The organism is Bacillus sp. V2I10, from assembly GCF_030817055.1.
Taxonomy (GTDB): domain Bacteria; phylum Bacillota; class Bacilli; order Bacillales; family Bacillaceae; genus Bacillus_P.
In genome coordinates, this window is record NZ_JAUSYV010000001.1 from 4613108 (window position 1) to 4637144 (window position 24037).

A 24037-nucleotide genomic window follows, 5' to 3' on the forward strand; every position below is an offset into this window, starting at 1 on the left:
CTTACGTTCTGTAGCTGGCGTTAATTTTGATATAATCGTATGTCAGGTCACAGCCCCAGGCTCTTCCCTCTCCGTTTCCGATTCGGAGGTCAATATGGATATTCACTGTGCTTTTTTCCAGCACCTCTTTTGCCTTATCTTCTGAAAAATTCTGAGGCTGGCCATTATGATACAGGCATTGATCACCTAAAAAGATGCCGATTTTATCAGGATTCACCTCTGCTCTGCTGTGGCCGATTGCACCGATAATTCTTCCCCAGTTGGCATCAGAACCATAAACGGCTGTTTTAACAAGGCTTGAACCTACCACTTTTTTTGCTGTAATTCTTGCTTCCGCATCAGTTGCTGCTCCTTCTACTGTCACTTCAATCAGCTTCGTAGCGCCTTCACCGTCTCTTGCTATACTCTTTGCAAGATCTTCGCATACAAGTTTAAGCCCTTGTTTGAAAGTATCCCAATCATCATGCTCAGGGGACAGAGGTTCATTATTTGCTAAGCCATTGGCCATCACAAGCACCATATCGTTCGTTGAAGTTTCGCCATCGACCGTAATTTGATTGAAAGATACATTCGTTAATTCAGCGAGGGCCTGCTGCAGAATATTGCTTTCTATGGCGGCATCAGTTGTAACAAATGCAAGCATTGTCGCCATGTTTGGATGGATCATCCCGGAGCCTTTTGCACATCCGCCAATTGTGACTTTTCTTCCGTCAATCGTCATCTCATAGCATGATTTCTTCGTCACTGTATCGGTCGTTAAAATCGCCTCTTGAAAAGCCGGTGACCCATCTTTTGAAGGAGAAATATCCTCCACACCATTTCGAATGCAGTCCATTTTCAAGTATTCGCCGATAACACCTGTTGAAGCTACAGCCACATGCTCTTCTTTCAAAGCAAAAGTATTCGCGCACAGAGCTCTCATTTCATATGCATCTTTTAATCCCTGCTCTCCTGTACATGCATTGGCAATCGCACTGTTCACTATAAGTGCCTGCAGCTTGTGATCTATTTCAATGCTTTCTTGTGTTATTTTCAGCGGAGCTGCCTGAAAATGACTTTGCGTGTAAACTGCAGCACAGCTTGCAGGAACTTCGCTTATCAATACGCCTAAATCTTTTTTAGAATACCGCAATCCGGTATGTACGCCATCTGCCGTAAATCCAGCAGGCGTTGTAACCGATCCTTCATCTATTTTCCGGAGCCCGATTGACTCTTTTACTTTCAGCATAATACAACCTCCTATGGATATAGCGGTGTGAGCTCAAGACCCATTGTTTCTTCATATCCATTCATAATATTAAAGTTTTGCACTGCTTGGCCTGCAGCGCCCTTCATTAAGTTATCAATCACTGAAACGATCGTGATTCTTTCTGTCCGCTCATCATAAGAAAGGCCGATGTCACAAAAATTTGAACCGTATACCTCTTTTGTCGATGGAAATTCACCAAGCGGCCTCACTCTGACAAAATAGGAATCTCTATAAAAAGCTTGATAGCATTCGAGTAATTCCTCTGAACTCATTTCACCTTTTGTATTCGCGTAGATGGTTGCCATAATTCCCCTTGTCATTGGAACCAAATGCGTCTGAAAGGTAATGGCTGAAATGTTTTCATTCATACGCTGAAGCGCTTGTTCAATCTCAGGTATATGCTGGTGTCCATTCACTTTGTAGATTTTCAAGTTTTCATTTACTTCTGAATAATGAACACCCGCGACTGCTTTTCGACCTGCACCTGAAACACCTGTTTTCGCATCTATAATAATGGAAGATTCATTGATCATCCCATTAGATACAGCCGGCGCAAGTCCCAGGATGGACGCTGTCGGAAAGCAGCCTGGATTTGACAGAATGGATGCGTTCATAATGGATGGTTTATTCAGCTCAGAAAGACCATATACCGCTTCATCAACAATCCTCTGGTCTGCAGCCTTTCGTTTATACCATTTCTCGTATAAAGCAGAATCTTTTAATCTTAAATCTCCGGATAAATCGATTACCTTTACCTGATCCAGGTTGATTTGAGGCAAAATCTCAGCCGCAGCTCCAGGCGGAGAGGCCATAAAAAGGGTATCAACCTCTTTCTCAATCCTGTTACAGTCTATGCTGACCAGTAATTCATCACTAATGCCGGTTAAATGAGGATAAGATTCCCTATATGGCTTTCCTTCCTCAGAAGATGTATATAGAATACATTTGTCAACTTTCGGATGTTTTGTGAGAAGCCGGTATAACTCATTGCCTCCATAGCCCGTTGCACCTATAATACCTACATTCAAATGTATCACCCTTTAATTTATATCGTTCTGCTGTTTGAATTAGTACCCATTATAATACTGCATAAAAATAAAATCAATTGTATATTTAAATATTTTTTAAGTTTTATAGATTGATTGCATTTTCCTTGCGGAAGAAAAAGGAGGCAAACTTTTCACATATTATTTGAAAGGAGTGTTTGGATAGGGGACTGAGCCGGCATTGCTTGAAATACTTTTCTGGATTTTGCTGTTTAGGGGTTGGATTTGCTTCATTCGAGTACTTGATTTTTGAATTTTAGAGGTTTTTTGTGGGATTATCTTTTTATGGCTACCCGATTTGATGGGTTTGAGCGGTTTCAGGGTGTCATTTGCTTTCTATGGTTACCTGATTTGATGGATTTGAGCGGTTTCAGGGTGTCATTCGCTTTCTATGGTAAACATTTATGATAAGTTTTCGATGTCTCAAGGACTTCATCCACTTTGAGTACTTCTTCCTATTTTCCGACAAAAAATCCCGGTTCAGAACCGGGATATCACTTTTTTCACTGCACGCCTAATGCTATTTTGGCGATTCGGCTCATTCTGTCTTTAGTCCAAGGCGGATTCCAGACGATATTTACTTCTGTTTCTTTAATTTCAGGAATATCACGCAAGGCTGTTTTTACTTGATCAATGATTGTCCCGGCAAGCGGACAGCCCATTGAAGTTAAGGTCATCGTAACAAGCGCCGTACCGTTCTCGTCAAGATCTACATCATAAACAAGTCCAAGATTCACAATGTCAACACCAAGCTCCGGGTCAACGACAAGTTCTAGCGCTCCATATATATTTTCTTTTAATGCTTCATCCATAGCAATCACTCCTCATAGCAAAGTATATCGAAACCATGCAGCAATCTGAAATTATCTGCTTTCAAGTAAAAAATCGGCAAACCAGTCGACGGTTGCAATAAGTCCTTCTCTTGAAACTTTATGATCTGCATTGGTATCCGCGATAAATTTCAGATATTCAGGTCTTTCCTCATAGGAAGATTTGATTTCCTGGAAAAACGTGTAGGTCGGATCAAAAGGAACGACCTGATCCTTTTTACCGTGCCAGAATAATAATGGACGCGCTGCGAGCTTTTCAGTATGTATACTTAAATCATAGGCCTGCAGACTTAAGAAGTGCTGCTCAAGCTCTTCATCAGTGAGCGGAACTTTAATGCCCATTTTTTGTATATATTGTATTTGCTGTCGGGAAAACTGTTCATAATAAGGACTTCCCATTAAGCTTGCAGCTGCCTTGATCCATTCATATTGCGTCAAAGCTCCAAGAGTCACAATCCCGCCCATGGAAGTTCCTGCAACACCGATCTGACCGGGATCGATCAGTTCTTCTTTTTCAAAATAGTCCTTAATTGTCTGCAATTCATTGATTTCATTTATTACAATGCTCCAAAATTGCATATTTAACTCTAGTCCAGAAAGATTTTCATTTCTTTCTCCGTGATGCAGGGCATCCGGCAGTACAACACGAATTCCTTTTTCAGCAAGGAGGTAGGCATAGTGCAGGTTATGTTCCTTCGCGCTTGTAAAACCGTGGACAAAAATGACAAACGGTGTTTTTTCATTTTTGGCAGAATCCTTTACCACATGAAGTAATGGAATACCGGCTGCATTCATTTTTTCAACAGCGATCATGTTTTATGCCTCCCTCTTTTTCTTTATCATAAGTGTAACATGTAGACAATAATCTTGGAAAAAAGATACACTGTTAGTAGGACTTGTTTTTTAATTCAAAGAATAAAGGAGCTTCTATGACGACAAAACCTTATTTAATTGCACTTGATTTAGATGGTACTTTATTAAAAGATGATAAAACGATTTCTGCTTATTCAAAAGAAATCATTAAAAAAGCAAAAGAAGCAGGACATATTGTCTGCATCTCAACAGGACGGCCGTATCGTGCCAGTTCAATGTATTACGAGGAGCTTCAGTTGGATACGCCAATCGTCAACTTTAACGGAGCATTCATCCATCATCCAAAAGATGATCAGTGGGGATCGTTTCACACGGCTCTTTCTCTAGAAGTTGTCAAGCAAATCGTTGAAGTGTGCGAAAAGCACAACGTCAATAATATACTTGCCGAAGTAATGGATCATGTGTATTTCCATTATCACGACGAAAAGCTTCTTGATATTTTCACAATGAATACTTCAGACATCACCGTTGGAGACCTGCGTAAAAATCTTGGGGATGATGTAACAAGTATTCTTATCCATGCCTCTGAGGAAGAAGTGGACAATATCCGCAACTACTTATCAGATGTTCATGCTGAGCTTGTCGATCACAGACGCTGGGCTGCCCCATGGCACGTCATAGAAATCATCAAGCACGGAATGAATAAAGCCGTGGGATTAAAGAAAATTGCTGATTCGTACAACATTCCCGCAGAAAGAATCATTGCATTCGGTGATGAAGACAATGATCTTGAAATGCTGAAATATGCCGGTCAGGGTGTTGCGATGGGTAATGCCATTCCTGAACTCAAGAAGGTTGCAAACAGAGAAACGAAAACAAATGAAGAGGATGGCATTGCCATTTACTTAAAGGACGCCTTGTCGCTATAAGGGCATCCTTTTTTAGTGAAGATTACCATCCATAGAACAAACCCCATTGAGACAAAATAAAGGAGACGCATCAGCAGCGTCAGCAAACATTCTTTTAGGGGGAATTTCGCATGAGCAGTAATAAATCTAAACGCTTTGTACAGCAAGGTAAAGATTCCGTTTCGAAACATGATGAACGTTTCCCTTATCACACAACAATGGCTGAGTCAGAAGAGCGCAAAGCTCAAATGGCAGAAAAATCCTCTTTAGGAGGCTTTTAATATGGGCAATCAACTATTTCAGGCAGCAAGAAAAGCAGTTGAAAAAGCTGGCGAGGTTTTAAGCGGCAAGATGAATGACGATCATAATCATCAGCAGAACCAATACAGCCAGCATGATGACAACGAGCAAAATCAGTTTTCCGGCCAGCATGCACATGCTGATGCGGATACAAAAGCAAAAGCAGAAGGCGCATTGATGTCTGCATTTGCAAATGCTTCTCCTGCAGAACAAAAACAGCTAAGCGAGCTTCAAAACGAATTGAAGAATATGTAGTAAGACGGTGTCAGAAATAGCCGTTTTACTAAGCAGAGCCCGCATGAAGCAGGGCACCTATGATTAACCCATATTAAACAAAAGCTGCGGAATTTTCCGCAGCTTTTCATTTTATTCAGTTACCGTGAATTTATCCTTTGCTTCTAAGGCTTTTACACCTTCAGCTTTTCCAGTTAATAAAACCGTTACTGTGTAATCACCCGCTTCAATTTTATTTCCTGCACTTTTCTTGTCCCATGTTTCCTGCCAGGTTTTGCTTTCTCCTGGAGGCAGCTTTAGATACTGCAGAGCTTGAGTGAACATTCTTCCCTTTGAATATTTGTACACTTCCGCTCCGTTTGAATCTGTAATGATAATTTCATATTTCTGTCCTGATGAGAACTCGAAATTCTTTTCTTCATCTGTATTGTTTTTAAGGCTGATATTGATTTGCACACTTTCAGGGCTTTCCTTCGTCTCAACAGCTAATTGAACTTCTTTCATCTCCACGTCACCGGACACCTCTTCCGCTTCATCCTTATTTTCAGCAGTTTGACCGCAGCCGACAAGAAATAATAAGCCAAGCATAATAAATACAAGCTTTTTCATATCGTGCACGTCTCCTATTCTTTACGGAAGAAACCAAAGATTCCTGTTGTTTGAATGATATTTGTAAATGCCTTTGGATCAACTTCCTTAATGATTTTTTCTAAATTATAAAGCTCATAGCGCGTGATCACAATCATCAGCATATCCTTTGGCTCGTTTGTAAATGCTCCTTTAGCAGGAACCATTGTAATCCCTCTTACCATTTTAGCATGAATGGCCTTTTTTAGATCATCCGCTTGTTTTGTAATGATCATGGCTGTCAATTTTTCATGTCTTGTATGAATCGCATCAATGACTCTTGTTGATGCATAAAGCGTAACAAGAGTGTAGAGCGCTTTTTCCCATCCATAAAGCAATCCCGCTGTAAAAATGATAATTCCATTTAAGATAAAGAAATAAGTGCCGACCGGTTTATCCTTCATTCTAGAAAGGATCATTGCCACAATATCCAGTCCGCCCGTTGAAGCACCATATTTAAGCGTAATGCCTACGCCGATCGCAACAATGACGCCTCCAAATACTGCGTTAAGCAAAATATCCTCCGACAAAGGATATAAGGGGACAATCGATAAAAATAGTGTGGTGGCTGCTACACTAAGTACACTGTACAGAGTGAACGATTTCCCGACTTTTTGCCATCCGAGAATGGCTACTGGTATGTTAAGAAGGAGCAGAAGCACCCCTGTCGATATGTAAAGGGGGGTGTATTCTTTAATTACACTTGATAAGAGCTGGGCGATGCCGGTAAATCCGCTCGCATAAACATCAGCAGGAATCATGAATAAATTCAGGCCGACAGCATTCAGCAGCGCTCCAAAAATAACGACAACCGCTTTTTTTACTTCTTCATAAACCATTTGCAGAAAATCCTCCCGGGCTATAAGATAATGATAGTATTTCTGATTTACCCCAATTTCTTGCAGATCAATACAAATATTGTGTTTTAGGGCAGCGTAACATTCTTTACTTCTTTTTGGCTAAGTGCTAATTTAAAACTATATATGAGGCTATTATCCCGTTTTGCGGGTAAATCCAGATGAAATGAGGTGTCAAAATGATGGTACATATCGTCGCAGACAGTGCATGCGATCTGCCGCTTGAATTTTATGAGAAACACGGCGTTACACTTCTCCCTCTTGGTGTACATATTGAGGAAAATGACTATCGCGATCTAGTCACGATTTCCCCTAAAGAAGTATACGACGCGATGCGTGAAGGGAAAATAGCTAAAACGACTCAAATCTCTCCTCTTGATGTAAAAGAGGCATTCACTGAATTTGCAAAGAAACAAGTGCCGGTATTGTATGTTGCTTTTTCATCGGAGCTTTCCGGAACCTATCAGACTGCTGTCATGATTGGAAACGAAGTCAAAGAGGAATATCCTGATTTTGAGCTTTCCATTGTGGATTCTAAATGCGCTTCCCTTGGCCTTGGACTTGCCGTTAAATATGCAGTTGACCTAGCCAGTAAAGGAAACACTCTACATGAAATTGAAGCTTCTGTAAAGGACTTTTGTGAACATACAGAGCACATTTTTACCGTCGATAACTTAGAATATTTAGCAAGAGGCGGAAGAATCAGCAAAGCATCTGCATTTGTAGGCGGTCTTCTCAACATCAAACCGCTTCTTCATGTTGAAGGCGGCAAGCTGATTCCGCTTGAAAAACTTAGAGGCCGGAAAAAAGTTTTCAGAAGGGTCATCGAGCTGATGAAAGAGCGGGGCGTTAATCTTGAAAGTCAGACCATCGCCATCAGTCACGGGGATGATGAGGACTCCGCCAAGGAAATAAAAGCAATGATTGAAATTGAATTTCATCCGAATGAAGTATATATAAACACAGTCGGCTGTTCAGTTGGAGCGCATTCTGGACCTGGTACGATTGCCATTTTCTTTTCAAATAAACCGATCTCATAATATTATACTTACAGGGCAACATAAACGTATCTTTTCAGTAAGGGAGTTTTTATGATGCCGCATACAAGCGATAACGACAAAAAAGCAAAAGACAATAATGCCAAAGAACATGAACGAAACATGATGCGCGAGAAAAACCGCCAAAAAGGCGAATTACAATATTCTAAAAAGACCGACCATTTATAAGAGAAGCGGAAGCCCTGGTCAGCTCTGAATGGCAGATAACGATTCGCCGGAAAAGTCCGGGTTTGACTTTTTTGCGGCGGATCCGTTCTGACCGAGGAGTTAGTCGCTGAAGCTGGACTTAAATGCGCAAAATTTCTTATATCTTTGAAAAAACAGCAGCGATTTTCCGCTGCTGTTTTTGTTTTATTGTAGCTTAAACTTCGAAAGTGTCTGATTTAAATCATCTGTCAGCTGTCTGAGTTCAATCACTTTTTCCACCATTTTTTCGAATGCGAGCAGCTGTTCAGTTGTCGAAGCAGATATTTGCTCGCTTCCTGCTGCCGTCTCTTCTACAACGGCACTGATGCTCTCTACATTTTGCAGAACTTGCTCTCCGAGTTTTTTGGAATTCAATATTCCTGATTTTAAATCATTTAATTCTGATGAGATCCCTTTTACTTTAAGATCGATATCTTCAAATGCACTAGCAAGCGATCAACTCGCTTACTGTTCCTTTTTGAAATATGTCCAGCCGTCTTCCTGATAAACTTTCCCGGCTTTCATCAATGAGCCGATTGCACGCTTGAACGCGCCTTTGCTCATGTTAAAGCGTTCTTTAATGTCTTCTGGGTCGCTCTTATCGAAAAATGGCATCGCTCCGCCTCTTGATTCCATGTAATCATAAAGCTGCTGTGCATCCTCATCCAATGCTTCATGCTTTCTTGGAAGAAGAGATACGTTGATTGTTCCATCTTCCTTTACATCAATTACGCGCCCTGTTACAAGCTCGCCTAAACGAGGCTCCCTTTTACGCTGCGAAGAGTGAATAAATCCTTTGTAGCCTTCTTCTGTAATAATATATGAGCCGGCAATAATCATTCTGTAAACTCTGCCTGTCACAGTTTTATTGTTGGCTGTACCTTCTGCTGATACGATCTTCTCCTGCATGACATCTTCCGTTGCAAGCTTCGTGAAAAACCTGCCATTTTTCGTTACCTTCAAAGAACAATAAAGCATGTCCCCCTCTTCTGGCCAAACCTCGATAAACGCTGGAAGAATATCGTTTGCTACTAGCGCATCCTTGGATAAACCAATATCAACAAACGCTCCCATGTCTTCTCTTACGCTTACAACCTCAACCCAGTCGTAATGATCCTCGGTAATTTTCGGTTTCTTCATAGTTGCGGCAAGACGGTCTTCATGATCGACAATTAAATAAACCTCAATTTCTTCTTTGTCATCAATCGGCTCCGTGATTTCGGTTTTGTGGAGCAGCACACGGCTTTCTCCGTCTGTTAAATAATAGCCATAATCTAATTTTTCATCTATTGAAAGCGTCATAAACGTTCCTGGATTCATCAAATGTATTTCGTTCCTTTCTTATGCAGGATGCATCTGCTGTTAGTTTTCAAATTGAAGCGGACATTTATGTATGTATTTGCAGTTTAATGGCCAATTCCTGGGCTAAACAGGCGATTCCGCACTTCGTATTGTCCGGCTCCATCGCCTAACTCCTCGGTCAGAACGGATTCGGCGAAAAAGTCAAAATCGGACTTCATTCTCAATGCTGTAGACTACTCCAACCTTAGCGTTTTTGTACTTTGTCTTGTCCGGCTCCATCGCCTAACTCCTCGGCCAGAACGGATCCGCCAGTAAAGGCAAAAAGCGCCTTTTCTGGGAGATCCTTATCTGTCTTTCGGAGCTAAACAGGCGATTCCGCACTTCGTATTGTCCGGCTCCATCGCCCAGCTCCTCGGCCAGAACGGCTCCGCCAGTAAAGGCAAAAAGCGCCTTTTCTGGCGGAGCCTTATCTGTCTGTCGGAGCTAAACGGGCGATTCCGCACTTCAAATGTTGTTATCCCCTGTTCATTCTACTATAATCTATAGATAATATAAACTTTTGGGAGGATTCTTATGGCGAAGGACAGTTCTTTTGATATTGTTTCAAAGGTGGATATGCCTGAGGTGACAAATGCAATTACGATGACGATGAAGGAAATCGGCACCCGCTATGATTTTAAAGGGAGCAAAAGCAGCATTTCACTTGAAAAAGAAGAGATTGTTTTAGTTTCAGATGATGAGTTTAAAATGGATCAGTTAAAGGATGTTTTTATTTCTAAATTGATTAAACGCAATGTAGCGACACGAAATATTGATTACGGAAAAATCGAAGGTGCATCGGGCGGAACGATTCGCCAGCGCGCTAAGCTGATTCAGGGTATTGATAAGGATAATGCAAAAAAGATTAATGCCATTATTAAAAATTCCGGATTAAAAGTAAAAACTCAGGTTCAGGACGATCAGGTCCGTGTGACCGGCAAAAATAAGGACGACCTACAGCAGGTGATTGCAGCCGTTCGCGGAACCGACTTGCCGATAGATGTTCAATTTATTAATTTCAGATAAAGTGAACCAAACACTCGAGCTCTTCTCTGCTGGGTGTTTGTTTCGTTGTTCCGCAAGTTTCTGCTTCGATTTTCCACCAATAAATTCCGCGTCTATTCAGAAAACTTTTACTTTTGTATTGAATCTATCCGAAAAAACATGTAAATTAGATATAATATCTTTTTGTAAATTTCATATTTCACCATTCTTATCTAGAGAAGCTGAGGGACTGGCCCTTTGAAGCTTCAGCAACCTGGCATAATGAAATCATCTGTATTCATCAGGGATTTCAATCCAAGGTGCTAATTCCAGCGATGCATCCATCGAACGATAAGAAGAAGTCCTGATCGTTCAAAGTCTTCTTCTTGGAAGGCTTTTTTTGTTTTTTTCTACAGCACTAAGGAGGTTTGGAGTTTGACACTTTTAAACGATTTACAGAAGAAGATCCTGATTGGCGACGGAGCAATGGGAACACTGCTTTACTCTCACGGAGTTGACAGGTGTTTCGAAGAATTGAATTTATCGAAGCCTGATGAAATATTAAATGTTCATAAGGCGTATATTGCAGCCGGTGCAGATGTCATTCAGACAAATACTTACGGCGCAAACTATATTAAGCTATCAAGATATGGACTTGAAGATGAAGTGAGGGCGATTAACCGTACTGCTGTTCAGATTGCTAAAAAAGCATCAGCCGGCAATAACACCTATATTCTTGGAACGATTGGCGGCATCCGTGCTTTCAAGAAAAATGCCTATTCTCTTGAGGACATTAAACGCAATTTCAGAGAACAGCTTTACCTTTTGCTCAGTGAAGAGGTAAGCGGTCTGCTGCTTGAAACCTATTATGATCTTGAAGAAATAAAAACAGTATTAGAGATCGCAAGAAAAGAAACGAATATCCCGATTATTACAAACATCTCCCTTCACGATATCGGAGTCTTGCAGGACGGAACACCCCTGAATGAAGGCCTTTCTCAGCTTGAGGCACTTGGTGCTGACGTTGTCGGTCTGAATTGCAGACTGGGTCCTTACCATATGCTTTCATCTCTTGAAGAAATTCCGCTTCCTGAAAAAGCGTTCTTATCTGTTTATCCAAACAGCAGCTTGCCGACTCTTGAGGAAGGAAGACTTGTCTATGGCTCTGGAGAAAAATATTTTGCAGAAAGCGCACTCGCCTTCAGAAATCAGGGAGCAAGACTAATCGGAGGCTGCTGCGGCACAACCCCTGTACACATTGAAGCAATGGCAGCAGCGCTTAAAGGGCTCGCTCCAGTTACAGAAAAGAAAGTAAAAATACGGAAGAAAGAGATTTCTGTCACGTCTGCAGCGGAAAGAAAGTACCCTCCCCTGCAGGAAATAGTTAATAAGAAGCGCTCTCTGATTGTAGAACTCGATCCTCCTAAAAAACTTGGACTGGACAAATTTTTAAAAGGTGCAAAAGCACTGCAAGCTGCTGGAATCGATGCCTTAACACTTGCAGACAACTCGCTTGCGTCGCCGAGAATAAGCAATGTTGCTGTAGGATCCATCGTTCAGCAAACACTTGGACTCAGGTCCTTAATTCATATTACATGCCGCGACCGCAACTTAATTGGCCTTCAATCTCATTTAATGGGTCTTCATACGCTGGGACTTACGGATGTGCTTGCGGTTACAGGCGATCCATCAAAAATCGGGGATTTTCCGGGAGCTACTTCCGTTTATGATCTTTCTTCTTTTGATTTGATCAGCTTAATCAAACAATTTAATGATGGTCTTTCTTATTCAGGAAAACCTCTTGGGGAAAAAACCAATTTTTCAGTTGCTGCTGCGTTTAATCCCAATGTTAAATATCTCGATAAAGCAGTAAAAAGACTGGAGAAGAAAATTGCCTGCGGTGCAGATTATTTCATTTCTCAGCCAATTTACTCAGAAAAACAGCTGATTGATGTTTATGAGGAAACGAAGCACTTAACCGTTCCGATTTATATCGGCATTATGCCGCTCACAAGCAGCCGCAACGCAGAATTTATTCATAACGAAATTCCGGGCATTACTCTTTCTGACAGTATTCGTGAAAGAATGGCACAGGCAGGTGATAATCGGGAGAAAGCCTATCAGGAAGGATTGGCCATCTCTAAAAGACTGATTGATGCTGCCTTTGATTTATTTAATGGAATCTACTTAATTACACCGTTTTTAAACTATGAATTAACCGTTGAACTGACAAATTACATTCACAAGAAACAAATTGAGGTTAATGAAAGGAAGATTACGCATGTCTGATATAAAAAAGCAGCTTGAGAAAAAAATCCTCGTTCTGGACGGAGCGATGGGCACCATGATACAGGATGCAAATCTTTCTGCAGCTGATTTCGGCGGAGAAGAATACGAGGGCTGCAATGAATATTTAACGATTACTGCACCAGAAGTCATCGAATCCATTCATGATGCTTACCTGATCGCTAAAGCAGATATTATTGAAACCAATACATTTGGCGCTACTAAGATTGTTCTTGATGAATATAATCTCGGTCACCTCGCTTTTGAGTTAAATAAAAAAGCAGCGGAGATCGCAAAAAAGGCTGCTGAAAAATATTCAACTCCTGACTGGCCGCGTTATGTTGCAGGCTCAATGGGCCCTACGACAAAAACGCTGTCTGTTACAGGCGGAGCAACGTTTGAGGAGCTTATTCAAAACTACGAGGAACAGACACTCGGCCTGATTGCAGGCGGTGCTGATTTGCTTCTTCTTGAAACGAGCCAGGACTTATTAAATGTAAAAGCAGGCTTTCTTGGCATTAAACGCGCATTTGAACAAGCAGGCAAAGAAATTCCGCTGATGATTTCAGGGACAATTGAACCTATGGGAACGACGCTTGCCGGCCAGGATATTGAAGCCTTTTTCATTTCACTTGAGCACATGAAGCCTTTATCTGTAGGTCTAAACTGTGCTACAGGACCTGAATTCATGACCGACCACATCCGGACTCTATCAGGCATGGCTCATACAGCTGTCAGCTGCTATCCTAATGCCGGCCTGCCTGATGAGGAAGGAAATTATCATGAATCTCCCCGTTCTCTTGCTCAGAAAGTAAAAGGATTTGCAGAACAGGGCTGGCTGAACATTGTCGGAGGCTGCTGCGGGACTACACCTGCACATATTACCGCCATTGCTGATGCTGTAGGCGAACTTGAGCCCCGCTCCGTTCCGGAACGCGATCCGGCTCATACTGTTTCTGGCATCGAGCCGCTTATTTATGATGATTCCATGCGTCCTCTATTCGTCGGAGAACGGACAAATGTGATTGGCTCCAGAAAGTTTAAACGACTAATAGCGGAGGGGAAATTTGAAGAAGCAGCTGAAATTGCCCGAGCTCAAGTTAAGAATGGCGCACATGTAATCGATATCTGTCTGGCTGATCCTGACCGCGAAGAATTAGAAGACATGGAAGCCTTCATAAAGGAGATTACGAAAAAAGTAAAAGCACCTCTTGTCATTGATTCAACGGATGAGTTAGTCATTGAAAAGGCACTTTCCTATTCTCAAGGGAAAGTGATCATCAATTCCATCAACTTAGAAGACGGTGAAGAGAGATTTGAAGCAGTCGTTCCTCTCATTCACAAATACGGTGCAGCTGTTGTAGTAGGAACGATTGATGAAAAAGGAATGGCGCTGACTGCTGAGCAAAAGCTTGATGTTGCTGTCCGTTCATATGAGCTGCTGACTCAAAAACACGGGTTAAATCCATCAGATATCATCTTTGATCCGCTTGTATTCCCTGTCGGAACAGGAGACGCGCAATATATCGGCTCAGCTGAAGAAACGATAAAGGGCATCCGCTTAATTAAAGAACGATTGCCGCAATGCCTGACAATCCTTGGAGTCAGCAATGTATCCTTCGGCCTTCCTCCTGTTGGACGAGAAGTACTGAACGCCGTCTATTTGTATCATTGCACTCAGGCAGGACTTGATTATGCAATTGTTAATACGGAAAAGCTTGAACGATTTGCATCGATTCCAAAAGACGAAATTGAAATGTCAGAAACTCTTCTTTTCAATACGAATGACAAGACATTGGCTGCCTTTACAAATCACTACAGAGGCAAAAAGAAAACCGCAAAAAAACCGGTTCAGTCTCTTCCTTTAGAAGAACGCCTTGCTCAATATGTCGTCGAGGGTACGAAAGAAGGACTCCTTGCAGATCTTGAGATTGCCTTAAAAGAGTACGCAACACCGCTGGATATAATAAATGGTCCTCTTATGAAAGGCATGGCTGAGGTAGGAGAGCTGTTTAATACAAACCAGCTGATTGTTGCTGAAGTGCTGCAAAGCGCAGAGGTCATGAAAGCATCCGTCTCCTTTTTAGAGCCTCACATGGAAAAAAAGGATGACAGCGGAAAAGGCAAAATTCTGCTTGCTACGGTAAAAGGAGATGTTCATGATATCGGTAAAAATCTAGTCGATATCATCTTGAGCAACAATGGCTACAAGGTAGTAGACTTAGGCATAAAAGTGACACCTCAGGACTTGATTCTGGCTGTCAAAAAAGAAAATCCCGATATCGTCGGACTCTCAGGTCTTCTTGTAAAATCCGCGCAGCAAATGGTTTTGACTGCACAGGATTTAAAAGAAGCTGAAATCTCAGTGCCAATCATGGTTGGCGGTGCTGCTTTATCCAGAAAATTTGCTGACGGAAAAATTGCACCGCAGTACAGCGGACCTGTAATTTACGCCAAGGACGCAATGGATGGACTGTCCCTTGCAAACAGAATCAGAATAGATCCAACACAATTTAAGAAAAAAGAAGCCGTTCCTGAAAGAACTGCTGAAAAGAAAGCAACTCCAGCCGTAACAGAATTGCTGGAAAAAAGGGCTGCGCTCACTCCCTCACCTTATTTTGAGCCGGAGGATTGCAGGCGGCATATTATTAAAGATATCGAACTGCCGCATCTGATTCCTTACATTAACATGCAGATGCTGATTGGCCATCATCTTGGCCTAAAAGGAAAAGTAAAGGAAATGCTTAAAAATAAAGATCCAAAAGCTGTTGCCTTAAAAGAAACAATAGATGAGCTTCTTAAACAGGGCTACGAGGAAAAATGGTTTCAGCCTGCAGCCGTCTATCAATTTTTCCCTGCAGAATCAGATGGCAATATGCTGCATATTCTGGATCCTGAAACGGAAAAAACCGTGCAGACATTTGAATTCCCAAGGCAATCAAAGCTGCCGCACCGCTGCATATCCGATTATATCCGCCCAAAAGATGAGAACAAACAAAGAGATTATGTCTCCTTCTTTGCGGTAACCGCTGGAAAAAAAGTAAGGGAAATTGCCAACCGTTTTAAAGAGCAGGGAGATTATTTAAAAAGCCATGTTGTACAGGCGCTGGCACTCGAGCTTGCCGAAGGCCTTGCAGAACGGACTCACCAGCTGATCCGTGACCAATGGGGCTTTCCTGATCCTCCGGATTTCACAATGGATCAGCGCTTTTCTGCCAAATATCAGGGTCAGCGTTTTTCTTTCGGATACCCAGCCTGTCCGAATCTGGATGATCAGGCGAAATTATTTGACCTCATAGCTCCGGAAGATATTGGCGTGAACTTGACGGAAGGCTTTATGATGGAGCCGGAAGCGTCAGTAACGGCAATCGTTGTCGCCCATCCTGAAGCTAGATATTTCAATGTATTGAACTAAAACTTAGGTTTTAGTTCTTTTTTTTGGGGAATTTTTACGTTTCATCTCATTCATTCAGGGAATATATTCTAAAGAACAGCTACATATTCAACATACTTTTCACCATACTAAACATGATTAAACCATGGAGGGATTTGGATGAGTCAAGATAGTCAAAGCAAAAAAACGATGCCCGCACAGCATCAGGATGTACAGCCGGGTCATGAGAACTTAATGAATCCTCAGCCTGAGTTTGATGCACTTCAATATAAGGGCAGTGAGAAGCTGCTTGATAAAGTGGCTATTATTACAGGCGGAGATTCAGGAATTGGACGGGCAGTTGCAGTCCATTACGCAAAGGAAGGCGCAGATGTCGTCATTTCTTACTTAGACGAGCATGAGGATGCTAATGAAACGAAACGGCTTGTTGAACAAGAAGGCCGCAGATGTATTCTAATGCCGGGAGATATAGGCGAAGAATCTTTTTGCGGACAAATTATTTCAGAAACCATCAATCAGCTTGGAAAAATCGATATCCTTGTAAATAATGCCGCTGAGCAGCATCCTCAGGCAGGAATTGAAGAGATCTCAAAAGAACAGCTCGAACGGACGTTTAAAACGAATATTTTCTCCTTTTTTTATATGGTGAAAGCAGCACTTCCTCATTTGAAACAAGGAAGCAGCATAATCAATACGTCCTCCATTACTGCATATGCAGGCAATGAGCAGCTGATCGATTATTCATCAACGAAAGGAGCAATTACAACCTTTACAAGATCCCTTTCCATGTCACTTGTAAAAAAAGGAATAAGGGTTAACGGTGTGGCTCCTGGCCCAATTTGGACCCCTCTCATTCCATCTACTTTTGATGCAAATAAAGTTTCGGAATTTGGGGCTGACACTCCTATGGGGCGTCCCGGCCAGCCTGACGAACTTGCACCAAGCTACGTTTTCCTTGCAAGCAACGATTCTACTTATATAACGGGTCAGATGATTCATGTAAATGGCGGAAAGATTATTAACGGATAAACCTAGTTTCAAGACGCCTGAGTTTGAAGATTCAGGCGTCTTTTGTATGCAATTTTATTTTTCCCCTCTCTAAAATGTGCGAATGACCAATACTTTTTTGGGAGCGTTTACATATAATGTACTAGGAAGGGGGGAAAATCATGGATCGATTAATCTTCTTATTCTTAGCTTCTATTCTTGCCGGCTTTGCTTTAGTTAAAATGCCGTTAGAAGGTACATTCTTGGCAAGCATAGAGCCTTTCACAACTGTCGTGGGCGTTTTAGCAATTTTAGTTTTTTCTTTTGTTCTAATCTTTAACGGCGTTAAAAGCTTATTTAATAAGTAGTCATGTTTTTTGGCCGGCAATTAGATTGCCGGCCTTTTTTTGAAAGTACATATTGAATTGAAGCTTTTGACAAAACCATAAATAGGCTAACATAATTCCTTATCCGGCATACCTTAAATTTGAGACATGAAAATGCTCATCAACTCGATTTTAAATTAGGAGGAATTTTTAATGGGTAATGAAGGAAGTTGCGGCGGCTTCAATAACGGTTTCGCGTTAATTATCGTATTGTTTATTTTATTGATCATCATCGGTGCTTCTTTTGTCGGCGGAGCTGACTACGGCGGCCACGGCTACTGCTAATGACAAATGAACGGCTTGCCTTATTGGTAAGCCGTTTCTGATTTTTTATATAAAAAAAACGCATGAATTGATTAGAATCCATGCGTTTCCTATTAAACTTGTGTACTTGTTAAAATGTCTGTAATGACTGGCACGATTTGTTTTTTGCGGGAAACTACACCTTTTAAAACAGCTGTGTTATCCACAAGCTTTACATCATATGCCTGTTCTACAGCACGTGTTTCGCGTCCAAGGGCCAATGCTACGGAATCATTAATTAAAATGTCTGTTACAACGAAGATGAATAAATCCAATTCTTTTTCAGCGATAACAGCGGAAATCAATGCTTCAATTTCTTCTTTATGAATTAGTACATCGTTTGGATCTACAGCGTTTACTTGCGCAATTTCTACTTTATAGTCACCCATAGAAAATTCCTTTGCATCAAGTGAAATCAGCTCAGCTACTGTTTTGTCGCTTAAGTCTGCACCTGCTTTAAGCATATCAAGGCCGTAGACCTCCGGATCAACTCCTGCAATTTCAGCTAATTCGCGGGCTGCTGCAATGTCTTGCTCTGTACATGTAGGAGATTTAAATAATAAAGAATCTGAAATAATGGCAGAAAGCATTAATCCAGCAATTTCTTTAGAAATGCTTACGCCATTTTCTTTGTACATTTTGTTTAAAATGGTAGCTGTGCAGCCAACTGGCTCTGCACGATAGTACAATGGATCGCTTGTCTCAAAATTGGCAATGCGATGATGGTCAATAACTTCAAGTACTCGAACATCGTCAATGTCACTTACACTTTGCTGACGCTCGTTATGATCTACTAAAATAACCCCGCTTACTTCATTTGCCACCGTTTCTACAAAACGGGGAGTTTCGATTCCAAATGCAGTTAATGCGAATTGAGTTTCACCGTTGATTTCACCTAAGCGCACCGGTTCAGCATTTAATCCTAGCTTTGTTTTAAGATCAGCATACGCAATGGCAGAGCAAATTGTATCTGTATCGGGATTTTTATGACCAAAGATTAAAACTTTTTCCATCTAAAAAACTCCTTTGCTGTATATACTATAGATTTTTCGCCGCATCAAGGGGCGTATATTTTCTTATTTATAACAGAAAATTGTGCAGTTCACTGTCTAATTTTTAAAGTTTATTTGAAGATACACCTTATTATTAACCGTTTTGATTACTTTTTCAAGTGTGACCTTATGATTACAAGCAGCTTTTCCTTTTCATGGAGCGGAATTGATTCCGAAAGTCTGGCGGCAGCTAATGGCAGCTCCCACTTTCTGCACTCTTCATCTGAGAATGAACGATGTTTTTTATACTCTCTAATGTAAAACCAGCACATCCATTTACGAATTAACCCCCAAAATGCCAGGTCTTTCTTCAATCCTCCAAACCTCAAAATAAGGATGGTTCGCGCAAGGTCAGCCATTGGATGTCCAGAAGCCGCATCCGCCCAATCAATTATAATAGGAGTACCGGCACAGATCAGGACATTATCAGGATGAAAGTCCCCGTGGCAAAGCTGTTTGTCTGAGGGAAGGTCTGCTAAATGGTCTAGTATCGCTGTTTTCTCTGTTTCAGAAAGACATGAAGCATGGATTTGAAGCTCCAGAGAGCGCTTATGCAATTTAAGAGATTCAGCCGGTTTTTTATGAATACTCGCCTGCAGCCTTGCCATCATTTTTAAACTTTGAAGGGCAGCTGAAGGGCTTTTCAATATTTCAGATGTTAACGGATTACCTTCAGCCCTATCAAAGACAATACCTTTTTTCCCATTAATAGTCACAATCTCATAAGCTACCGGAACGCTGATACCGCTCTTAGTCAAGTATCTGTTCACTTGAAATTCGTAATTAATATCAGCTGAATGGTTTTTGTAAACTTTTAATGCTTTATTTTCTCCAAATGCATAAGTAATCGCTGTTGATCCTTCACCGATTATTACCCGAGTGTTGTCTAATGCTGTCATGATCATCGCTTAATCAGCGGATTAGTCGGAAAATATCCCGCTTCCTTCAAAGGCTCTAAATCTTCGTCATCTTCTGCCATCTCAGTAAAGACAAATTCTTCATCAAGATTATAAAGAGCTTCCAGCTGTACGGCAGATTCTTTGTATCTTCCCAAAATAGACAGATAACAGGCCCTGTTATATAAACTGATTAAATCCTCAGGCTCCATTGAAATGGCTTTTTCAACTGCTTTAAGTGCCGGTTCTACTTTATTTTGTTTTCTATAGATCAGTCCAAGCTGATTAAAATTGTCATGATCATCGGGATCAGCAGCGATTGCATGTCTGATTGCCTCTTCTGCCTTTTTGTATTTTTCTGCAGCTTCATAGACTCTCGCAAGGTGAAAATATCCTTTTTCAACAGCTGGCTCAATCTCTAAAGCACGCAAAAGAACTTGTTCTGATTCTCCATATTCGCCAAGTTCATTTAAAGCGAGTCCCAGGACAATGAGATACTCGGGATCCTCTTTTTCTTCAAGCAGCGTTTCGATAAGGCTGCATGCTTCCGATAAGTACTTCACAGCTTTTTTCTCAGGAACACTTCCAAATTCATTTACATAAAGAACAGCAAGTCTGTATGCAATGTCTGGCTCCCACTGATGGCGGAGCGACTGTTCAAGAATTTTAATGGCATCATCAGCTAATCCTGCATCTAAATGAAACTCGACGTACCACATAACGGCTGTTACATTCTTTCGGTCATGCTTGATCGCCTCCTCATATAGTCCAATTAACGTTCCGAATTTCAGGCTCATCTTTGAAAAATTTGTGATGCGCTTCAGCCATCCTTTTTGTTCCTCCATTTCTTCGTATGCATCACGCATGGATTGCATTTGACGTTCATATGCAGCAGCTGCATTCATAAAGACAATGCTTTTTTTTTCATTGGAAAGCTTCATTTTTTTTATTTCACTTTCCATTTTATTCATGGACTTCGTGCTCAGCATCAGTTCAATCCAAGTATCGTAAAGCATTTTGTTCTCTTGATTTTCCATGATGAGCGTGTGAAGCTGGGATTTTGCTTGTTTCGTTTTTCCCTGCCTCATCCAGAGCTTGACTTGATGATGAAGGATTTGGAACTGTGTTGGCGCAAGTTCAAATGCCTTATTCAAATTTTCTTCTTCTTCTTTGAGATTTCCAAGCTTTCCGTGTATTTGGGCAAGGGCATTATAGAGGAAAGCTTTCTCAACTTTCACGCTCATCAGAAGAGCTTTAAACGCTTCAATTTCCCGCTCAGACTCCAATACTTCAATCACTGCTTCCACAGAAACGCAATAGGGATCGAGTTTAAATGCCGAAAGCAGGTATTCTTTTTCCGCTTCTCTGTCCTCTTTTGCATTTGCAACGCCAGCCAGGTCAAGCATAGCCTGCTCATGTGCAGGATCAAGCTCCAGCACTCGTTTGTACTGTTTTTCTGCCTCATCAAAATTTCCCTGTTTGAAGGCGATCTCTCCAAGACGGTAAAAAGGAAGAACATCATCATTTTTTAAGTCAATGGCCTGTCTTAAATACTGCTTTGCCTTTTCCAAAAGTCCCTGAGACTCATATAAACAGCCGATATAGCTGATCAGAAGAAATTTGTCTGTTTTTCCTTCTCTCAAGCTTTCTAAAAATTCCAGTCCGCGTCGTGAATATGGAGTTTCAGATACGAGATCCACATAGATCTCAATGGCTTCCTCAATATTTGCATCTGCATATAGAATTCCTTTTTCTACATAAGAAAGTGCGAGGTCCCTATGTGAATCCTTTTCTTCCATTTCATCACTTGCAGCAAACATCAGCTTTCCAGCATTGATTAGAAATTCACTGTCCTTTTGAAATTGTTCAAAATCATGGTGAATTGTCTTGAAAAATTGATCTGTTTTACCTTCCTCTTTATAAAGTGCTGCAAGGGAAATACGTGCATACACATCTTTTTGGTCCAGGTCAGCAGCCTCTTGATAGAATTGCCTTGCTATTCCATATTCTCCGTTGCGTTCAGATAAATCTCCCGCTTCATGGAGGAGCATCTGTTTATCTGTAGCAGCTTTAATCCCCAGTTCAAGAATCTCTTTCGCTTTTTGAACTTCTTCAAAAACAAACTCATAAAGCCCTGCAAGCTCTTTATATCCAAGCGGTGTTTCCGGTTCCAGTGCTATAGCAGTCTGAAATCCTCTCCATGCAAGATGGTATTTGCCTAATTCTTTATCGCACAACGCCCGCTGATACCATACATACCCGTCCTGCTTTTCTCTTTTCAAGAAAGTGTGGAAGAGATTTCTCGCTTTTTCATGCTCGTTCATATCCATTAGAATAATTCCATGGTTGATTTGTGAAAAACCATCTTCCTCATTAATATCCATCGCAATCTCCGAATATCTCAAAGCTTCCTTTACACGATCTCTATTTAGTTCAGTCAGAGCAAGATAGCCCCAAAGAATATGGTCATCCGGTTCCGATTTTAAAGCTTCAGTAAATGCCGTAAAAGCACCGTCATAATCATCCTTGTTATAGCTTAATCTGCCTTTTGTATACCAATAAGCAGCGAGGTTATGCCTAAAAGGAATTTGTTCCAAGTATTCCACTGCGCGATCATTGTTTTTTACGCTGAAATACGCCATGGCTGCAGAGAGGCTGCGGTATTCTGACTCCTTCGAATGTTCATAAACATGCTTTGCAGCTGCATCCAAAATCTCTTCTGCTACTAAATCAGGCAGATATTTAATGATATAGGCAGAGACAGCCATATGGTGCAGATTTTCTTTTAAAAAGGTTTGTTCAAAATCACTCAGCTTCCCGTGGGAGATCTCGGTCAATGAAAAGAGTTTTATTGCTAATTCGTGTTCATCTCTAGACAAAAACTCCAATTTTCCAGCTTCATTTTCAGGAAGAATAGCTAATGACAAGGCTCCGTTGTTCCCATATTCCCGTTCAAGGTCCTCATACATCACTTCATGCGTGTTTCTGAGATTAGGATCCTGAACGTGGAAGACTTGTAAATTGTCATCGTAGCCCGCAAGTAATTGAACATGAGATGTCGTTGGAAAGTCGATATAAATCATAACAGCCGTATTTTGGTCAATCAGTGTTTTGAAAACGTCGGAATTTCCAAAAAAGTATTTGCTTGTAAACTCTTTTCCCTCAAAATACTCGATCATTTTGGAGAGTTTTGAACCTGAAACTGCATAAACAAAATCTGCAATTTCATCCTGTTTATATGATTTGCGGTACATGCTGAAAATCATTTCGGCACATGCCGGGACACAATAATTATATTTTTGTACAACCGGCTTAAAGTTAAGCATTTTAGCAGCATGGTCCGCTCTGCCAATAAAATTTTTATAATGCGATTCTTTTTTAAATTCACTATGCTCTGCCAAAAATGCTTGAAGCTTCACAAATTCTTTCTGATCATATAAAGAATCAGCCGTGTAATACTCTGCCATTCTTTTATATTCATGAAAAGGAGTCAGCTGATTTAAGTCTGAGATTGCTTTCTCCATCTCCGTCCAGCGCTTCTGTTTATAGCAAAGTCTAATTTTTTCAAGGATCAGTTTTGGATAGTTTGGATAAAGTAATAATCCTTCTTCCAATAGAGTCTGTGACTTTCCGGCTTCCCCTTGAATGGCATAATGTTTAACAAGCAGCAAATAAGCGATCACGCCATCTTTTTTATCTTTTTTACCTGCCTCTAAGTATGAGATAGCCTTGTCCCACTCTCCGGCCTGCAAATAGAAGTAAGCCCAGCGTGTATCCATCGGATCGCTGGCAGCCGCTTCGCATTTCTTCATATAAGCTTTAGCAGCCTTTAAGCGCCGCATCTCAATAAGTGCACTTGCCATGGTGAAATAAAGCTTTTCCTTCCATTCATCAGAGAGCTCCTGCTCTTCTATTTCCTTTAAATGTTCTTCTGCCTCAATCAGCTTGTTCTCATCAATCAGCTGTTCACAATACCAGAGTGCTGTTTGGGGAGATTTTAATCTGCGGCAGCTGTCTCTTATGATGATTCCGCTAAGCTGGTCCATTAAAGATGCATCTAAAACTTGAAGCAAATATTTTAGCTTGCTTTCATCCGTGCATGAACGGATAAAACTGCGAAAGCGTGAAAGCTTTTTCTCCTCCGTGATTTCCCTGTACTCTGCTTGAAAGTGACGGATTGCAGCAGAATAGTCATGTTTTTTCAGCATTTCTTCTATGTATGAAATGTTCATCTTTACCCCTCGCCAGATTATTCAGAATATAAACTTCTTCTCTTTAAATATACTTTGTTTTATATAGT

The 24037-nt window shown here is 41.1% G+C and carries 22 protein-coding genes and 1 riboswitch; of the genes, 11 read left to right on the forward strand and 11 right to left on the reverse strand.

Annotated features, from left to right (window positions below; translation table 11 throughout):
- Nucleotide 1: 1 nt before the first annotated feature.
- From argJ to QFZ72_RS23480, 4 genes are all read right to left on the reverse strand, one after another.
- Nucleotides 2–1228, reverse strand: a complete 1227-nt coding sequence (argJ, locus tag QFZ72_RS23465) for a bifunctional ornithine acetyltransferase/N-acetylglutamate synthase (protein WP_307438288.1) — start codon at nt 1226–1228, stop codon at nt 2–4.
- Nucleotides 1229–1239: 11 nt separating this feature from the next.
- Nucleotides 1240–2277, reverse strand: coding sequence for an N-acetyl-gamma-glutamyl-phosphate reductase (gene argC / locus QFZ72_RS23470; RefSeq protein WP_307438290.1), 1038 nt, complete (start codon nt 2275–2277; stop codon nt 1240–1242).
- Nucleotides 2278–2798: 521 nt separating this feature from the next.
- Nucleotides 2799–3107, reverse strand: a complete 309-nt coding sequence (locus QFZ72_RS23475; protein ID WP_029565125.1) for a metal-sulfur cluster assembly factor — start codon at nt 3105–3107, stop codon at nt 2799–2801.
- A 51-nt stretch (nt 3108–3158) separates the two neighbouring features.
- Nucleotides 3159–3938 carry an alpha/beta fold hydrolase gene (locus tag QFZ72_RS23480; protein WP_307438294.1) on the reverse strand — a complete coding sequence of 260 codons (780 nt, stop codon included), beginning with the start codon at nt 3936–3938 and terminating at the stop codon, nt 3159–3161.
- A gap of 116 nt (nt 3939–4054) precedes the next feature.
- Here QFZ72_RS23480 and QFZ72_RS23485 point away from each other — a divergent pair, with 116 nt between their 5' ends.
- From QFZ72_RS23485 to QFZ72_RS23495, 3 genes are all read left to right on the forward strand, one after another.
- Nucleotides 4055–4867 carry a Cof-type HAD-IIB family hydrolase gene (locus tag QFZ72_RS23485; protein WP_307438296.1) on the forward strand — a complete coding sequence of 271 codons (813 nt, stop codon included), beginning with the start codon at nt 4055–4057 and terminating at the stop codon, nt 4865–4867.
- Between the two features lie 110 nt (nt 4868–4977).
- Nucleotides 4978–5127, forward strand: a complete 150-nt coding sequence (locus QFZ72_RS23490; RefSeq protein WP_168713755.1) for a hypothetical protein — start codon at nt 4978–4980, stop codon at nt 5125–5127.
- Nucleotide 5128: 1 nt separating this feature from the next.
- Nucleotides 5129–5401 carry a DUF3813 family protein gene (locus tag QFZ72_RS23495; RefSeq protein ID WP_307438299.1) on the forward strand — a complete coding sequence of 91 codons (273 nt, stop codon included), beginning with the start codon at nt 5129–5131 and terminating at the stop codon, nt 5399–5401.
- Nucleotides 5402–5512: 111 nt separating this feature from the next.
- Here the strand turns inward: QFZ72_RS23495 and QFZ72_RS23500 are convergent, their stop codons facing one another.
- A complete protein-coding gene (locus QFZ72_RS23500) occupies nt 5513–5989 on the reverse strand; it encodes a BsuPI-related putative proteinase inhibitor (RefSeq protein ID WP_307438301.1) in 477 nt (158 codons plus the stop codon).
- Nucleotides 5990–6003: 14 nt separating this feature from the next.
- Nucleotides 6004–6846: a YitT family protein gene (locus tag QFZ72_RS23505; protein WP_307438303.1), complete on the reverse strand. Its 843-nt coding sequence runs from the start codon at nt 6844–6846 to the stop codon at nt 6004–6006.
- Between the two features lie 197 nt (nt 6847–7043).
- Between QFZ72_RS23505 and QFZ72_RS23510 the strand changes: the two genes are divergently transcribed.
- Together QFZ72_RS23510 and QFZ72_RS23515 are read left to right on the forward strand one after the other, a co-directional pair.
- Nucleotides 7044–7904, forward strand: coding sequence for a DegV family protein (locus tag QFZ72_RS23510; RefSeq protein ID WP_307438304.1), 861 nt, complete (start codon nt 7044–7046; stop codon nt 7902–7904).
- Nucleotides 7905–7958: 54 nt separating this feature from the next.
- Nucleotides 7959–8090 (forward strand): DUF3941 domain-containing protein, encoded by a 132-nt coding sequence (locus QFZ72_RS23515; protein WP_307438305.1) that lies wholly within the window; start codon nt 7959–7961, stop codon nt 8088–8090.
- Nucleotides 8091–8273: 183 nt separating this feature from the next.
- Here QFZ72_RS23515 and QFZ72_RS23520 read toward each other — a convergent pair whose 3' ends face one another.
- Together QFZ72_RS23520 and QFZ72_RS23525 are read right to left on the reverse strand one after the other, a co-directional pair.
- Complete coding sequence (locus QFZ72_RS23520; protein ID WP_307438306.1) at nt 8274–8483, reverse strand: hypothetical protein; 210 nt, start codon at nt 8481–8483, stop codon at nt 8274–8276.
- A gap of 90 nt (nt 8484–8573) precedes the next feature.
- Nucleotides 8574–9428, reverse strand: coding sequence for a CvfB family protein (locus QFZ72_RS23525; protein ID WP_307439962.1), 855 nt, complete (start codon nt 9426–9428; stop codon nt 8574–8576).
- A 555-nt stretch (nt 9429–9983) separates the two neighbouring features.
- On the opposite strand from QFZ72_RS23525, the gene QFZ72_RS23530 reads away from it, so the two are divergent.
- The 6 genes from QFZ72_RS23530 to QFZ72_RS23555 all read left to right on the forward strand — a co-directional run bounded on the left by QFZ72_RS23530 (nt 9984) and on the right by QFZ72_RS23555 (nt 17771).
- Nucleotides 9984–10475 (forward strand): YajQ family cyclic di-GMP-binding protein, encoded by a 492-nt coding sequence (locus QFZ72_RS23530; protein WP_307438308.1) that lies wholly within the window; start codon nt 9984–9986, stop codon nt 10473–10475.
- A 184-nt stretch (nt 10476–10659) separates the two neighbouring features.
- Nucleotides 10660–10791, forward strand: a riboswitch (SAM riboswitch).
- 77 nt (nt 10792–10868) lie between these two features.
- Nucleotides 10869–12722, forward strand: a complete 1854-nt coding sequence (locus tag QFZ72_RS23535; protein ID WP_307438310.1) for a bifunctional homocysteine S-methyltransferase/methylenetetrahydrofolate reductase — start codon at nt 10869–10871, stop codon at nt 12720–12722.
- The gene (gene metH / locus QFZ72_RS23540) at nt 12715–16134 is read left to right on the forward strand and encodes a methionine synthase (RefSeq protein WP_307438312.1); all 3420 of its coding nucleotides are present in this window, start codon (nt 12715–12717) and stop codon (nt 16132–16134) included. Before QFZ72_RS23535 ends, metH begins: the two co-directional genes overlap by 8 nt.
- Nucleotides 16135–16272: 138 nt before the next feature.
- A complete protein-coding gene (locus QFZ72_RS23545; protein ID WP_307438314.1) occupies nt 16273–17142 on the forward strand; it encodes an SDR family oxidoreductase in 870 nt (289 codons plus the stop codon).
- A gap of 140 nt (nt 17143–17282) precedes the next feature.
- Entirely contained in the window at nt 17283–17468 is a 186-nt protein-coding gene (locus QFZ72_RS23550) for a hypothetical protein (RefSeq protein WP_307438316.1), read from the forward strand.
- A gap of 171 nt (nt 17469–17639) precedes the next feature.
- Nucleotides 17640–17771 (forward strand): YjcZ family sporulation protein, encoded by a 132-nt coding sequence (locus QFZ72_RS23555; protein ID WP_307438317.1) that lies wholly within the window; start codon nt 17640–17642, stop codon nt 17769–17771.
- Between the two features lie 92 nt (nt 17772–17863).
- On the opposite strand, the gene QFZ72_RS23560 is transcribed toward QFZ72_RS23555, so the two are convergent.
- From QFZ72_RS23560 to QFZ72_RS23570, 3 genes are all read right to left on the reverse strand, one after another.
- Nucleotides 17864–18802, reverse strand: a complete 939-nt coding sequence (locus tag QFZ72_RS23560) for a manganese-dependent inorganic pyrophosphatase (RefSeq protein ID WP_307438319.1) — start codon at nt 18800–18802, stop codon at nt 17864–17866.
- Between the two features lie 146 nt (nt 18803–18948).
- Nucleotides 18949–19740, reverse strand: coding sequence for a phosphotransferase family protein (locus tag QFZ72_RS23565; RefSeq protein ID WP_307438321.1), 792 nt, complete (start codon nt 19738–19740; stop codon nt 18949–18951).
- Nucleotides 19741–19742: 2 nt separating this feature from the next.
- The gene (locus QFZ72_RS23570; protein WP_307438323.1) at nt 19743–23969 is read right to left on the reverse strand and encodes a tetratricopeptide repeat protein; all 4227 of its coding nucleotides are present in this window, start codon (nt 23967–23969) and stop codon (nt 19743–19745) included.
- Nucleotides 23970–24037 lie beyond the last annotated feature (68 nt).

Excerpts from the sequence above, each read along its gene's own strand:
- QFZ72_RS23475 (WP_029565125.1), bottom strand. The coding sequence starts at position 3,107 with ATGGATGAAGCATTAAAAGAAAATATATATGGAGCGCTAGAACTTGTC.
- QFZ72_RS23545 (WP_307438314.1), top strand. The coding sequence starts at position 16,273 with ATGAGTCAAGATAGTCAAAGCAAAAAAACGATGCCCGCACAGCATCAG.
- QFZ72_RS23530 (WP_307438308.1), top strand. The coding sequence starts at position 9,984 with ATGGCGAAGGACAGTTCTTTTGATATTGTTTCAAAGGTGGATATGCCT.
- QFZ72_RS23480 (WP_307438294.1), bottom strand. The coding sequence starts at position 3,938 with ATGATCGCTGTTGAAAAAATGAATGCAGCCGGTATTCCATTACTTCAT.
- QFZ72_RS23510 (WP_307438304.1), top strand. The coding sequence starts at position 7,044 with ATGATGGTACATATCGTCGCAGACAGTGCATGCGATCTGCCGCTTGAA.
- metH (WP_307438312.1), top strand. The coding sequence starts at position 12,715 with ATGTCTGATATAAAAAAGCAGCTTGAGAAAAAAATCCTCGTTCTGGAC.
- QFZ72_RS23515 (WP_307438305.1), top strand. The coding sequence starts at position 7,959 with ATGCCGCATACAAGCGATAACGACAAAAAAGCAAAAGACAATAATGCC.
- QFZ72_RS23485 (WP_307438296.1), top strand. The coding sequence starts at position 4,055 with ATGACGACAAAACCTTATTTAATTGCACTTGATTTAGATGGTACTTTA.
- QFZ72_RS23505 (WP_307438303.1), bottom strand. The coding sequence starts at position 6,846 with ATGGTTTATGAAGAAGTAAAAAAAGCGGTTGTCGTTATTTTTGGAGCG.
- QFZ72_RS23565 (WP_307438321.1), bottom strand. The coding sequence starts at position 19,740 with ATGACAGCATTAGACAACACTCGGGTAATAATCGGTGAAGGATCAACA.
- QFZ72_RS23555 (WP_307438317.1), top strand. The coding sequence starts at position 17,640 with ATGGGTAATGAAGGAAGTTGCGGCGGCTTCAATAACGGTTTCGCGTTA.
- QFZ72_RS23560 (WP_307438319.1), bottom strand. The coding sequence starts at position 18,802 with ATGGAAAAAGTTTTAATCTTTGGTCATAAAAATCCCGATACAGATACA.
- QFZ72_RS23495 (WP_307438299.1), top strand. The coding sequence starts at position 5,129 with ATGGGCAATCAACTATTTCAGGCAGCAAGAAAAGCAGTTGAAAAAGCT.
- QFZ72_RS23570 (WP_307438323.1), bottom strand. The coding sequence starts at position 23,969 with ATGAACATTTCATACATAGAAGAAATGCTGAAAAAACATGACTATTCT.
- QFZ72_RS23525 (WP_307439962.1), bottom strand. The coding sequence starts at position 9,428 with ATGAATCCAGGAACGTTTATGACGCTTTCAATAGATGAAAAATTAGAT.
- QFZ72_RS23550 (WP_307438316.1), top strand. The coding sequence starts at position 17,283 with ATGGATCGATTAATCTTCTTATTCTTAGCTTCTATTCTTGCCGGCTTT.
- QFZ72_RS23490 (WP_168713755.1), top strand. The coding sequence starts at position 4,978 with ATGAGCAGTAATAAATCTAAACGCTTTGTACAGCAAGGTAAAGATTCC.
- argJ (WP_307438288.1), bottom strand. The coding sequence starts at position 1,228 with ATGCTGAAAGTAAAAGAGTCAATCGGGCTCCGGAAAATAGATGAAGGA.
- QFZ72_RS23500 (WP_307438301.1), bottom strand. The coding sequence starts at position 5,989 with ATGAAAAAGCTTGTATTTATTATGCTTGGCTTATTATTTCTTGTCGGC.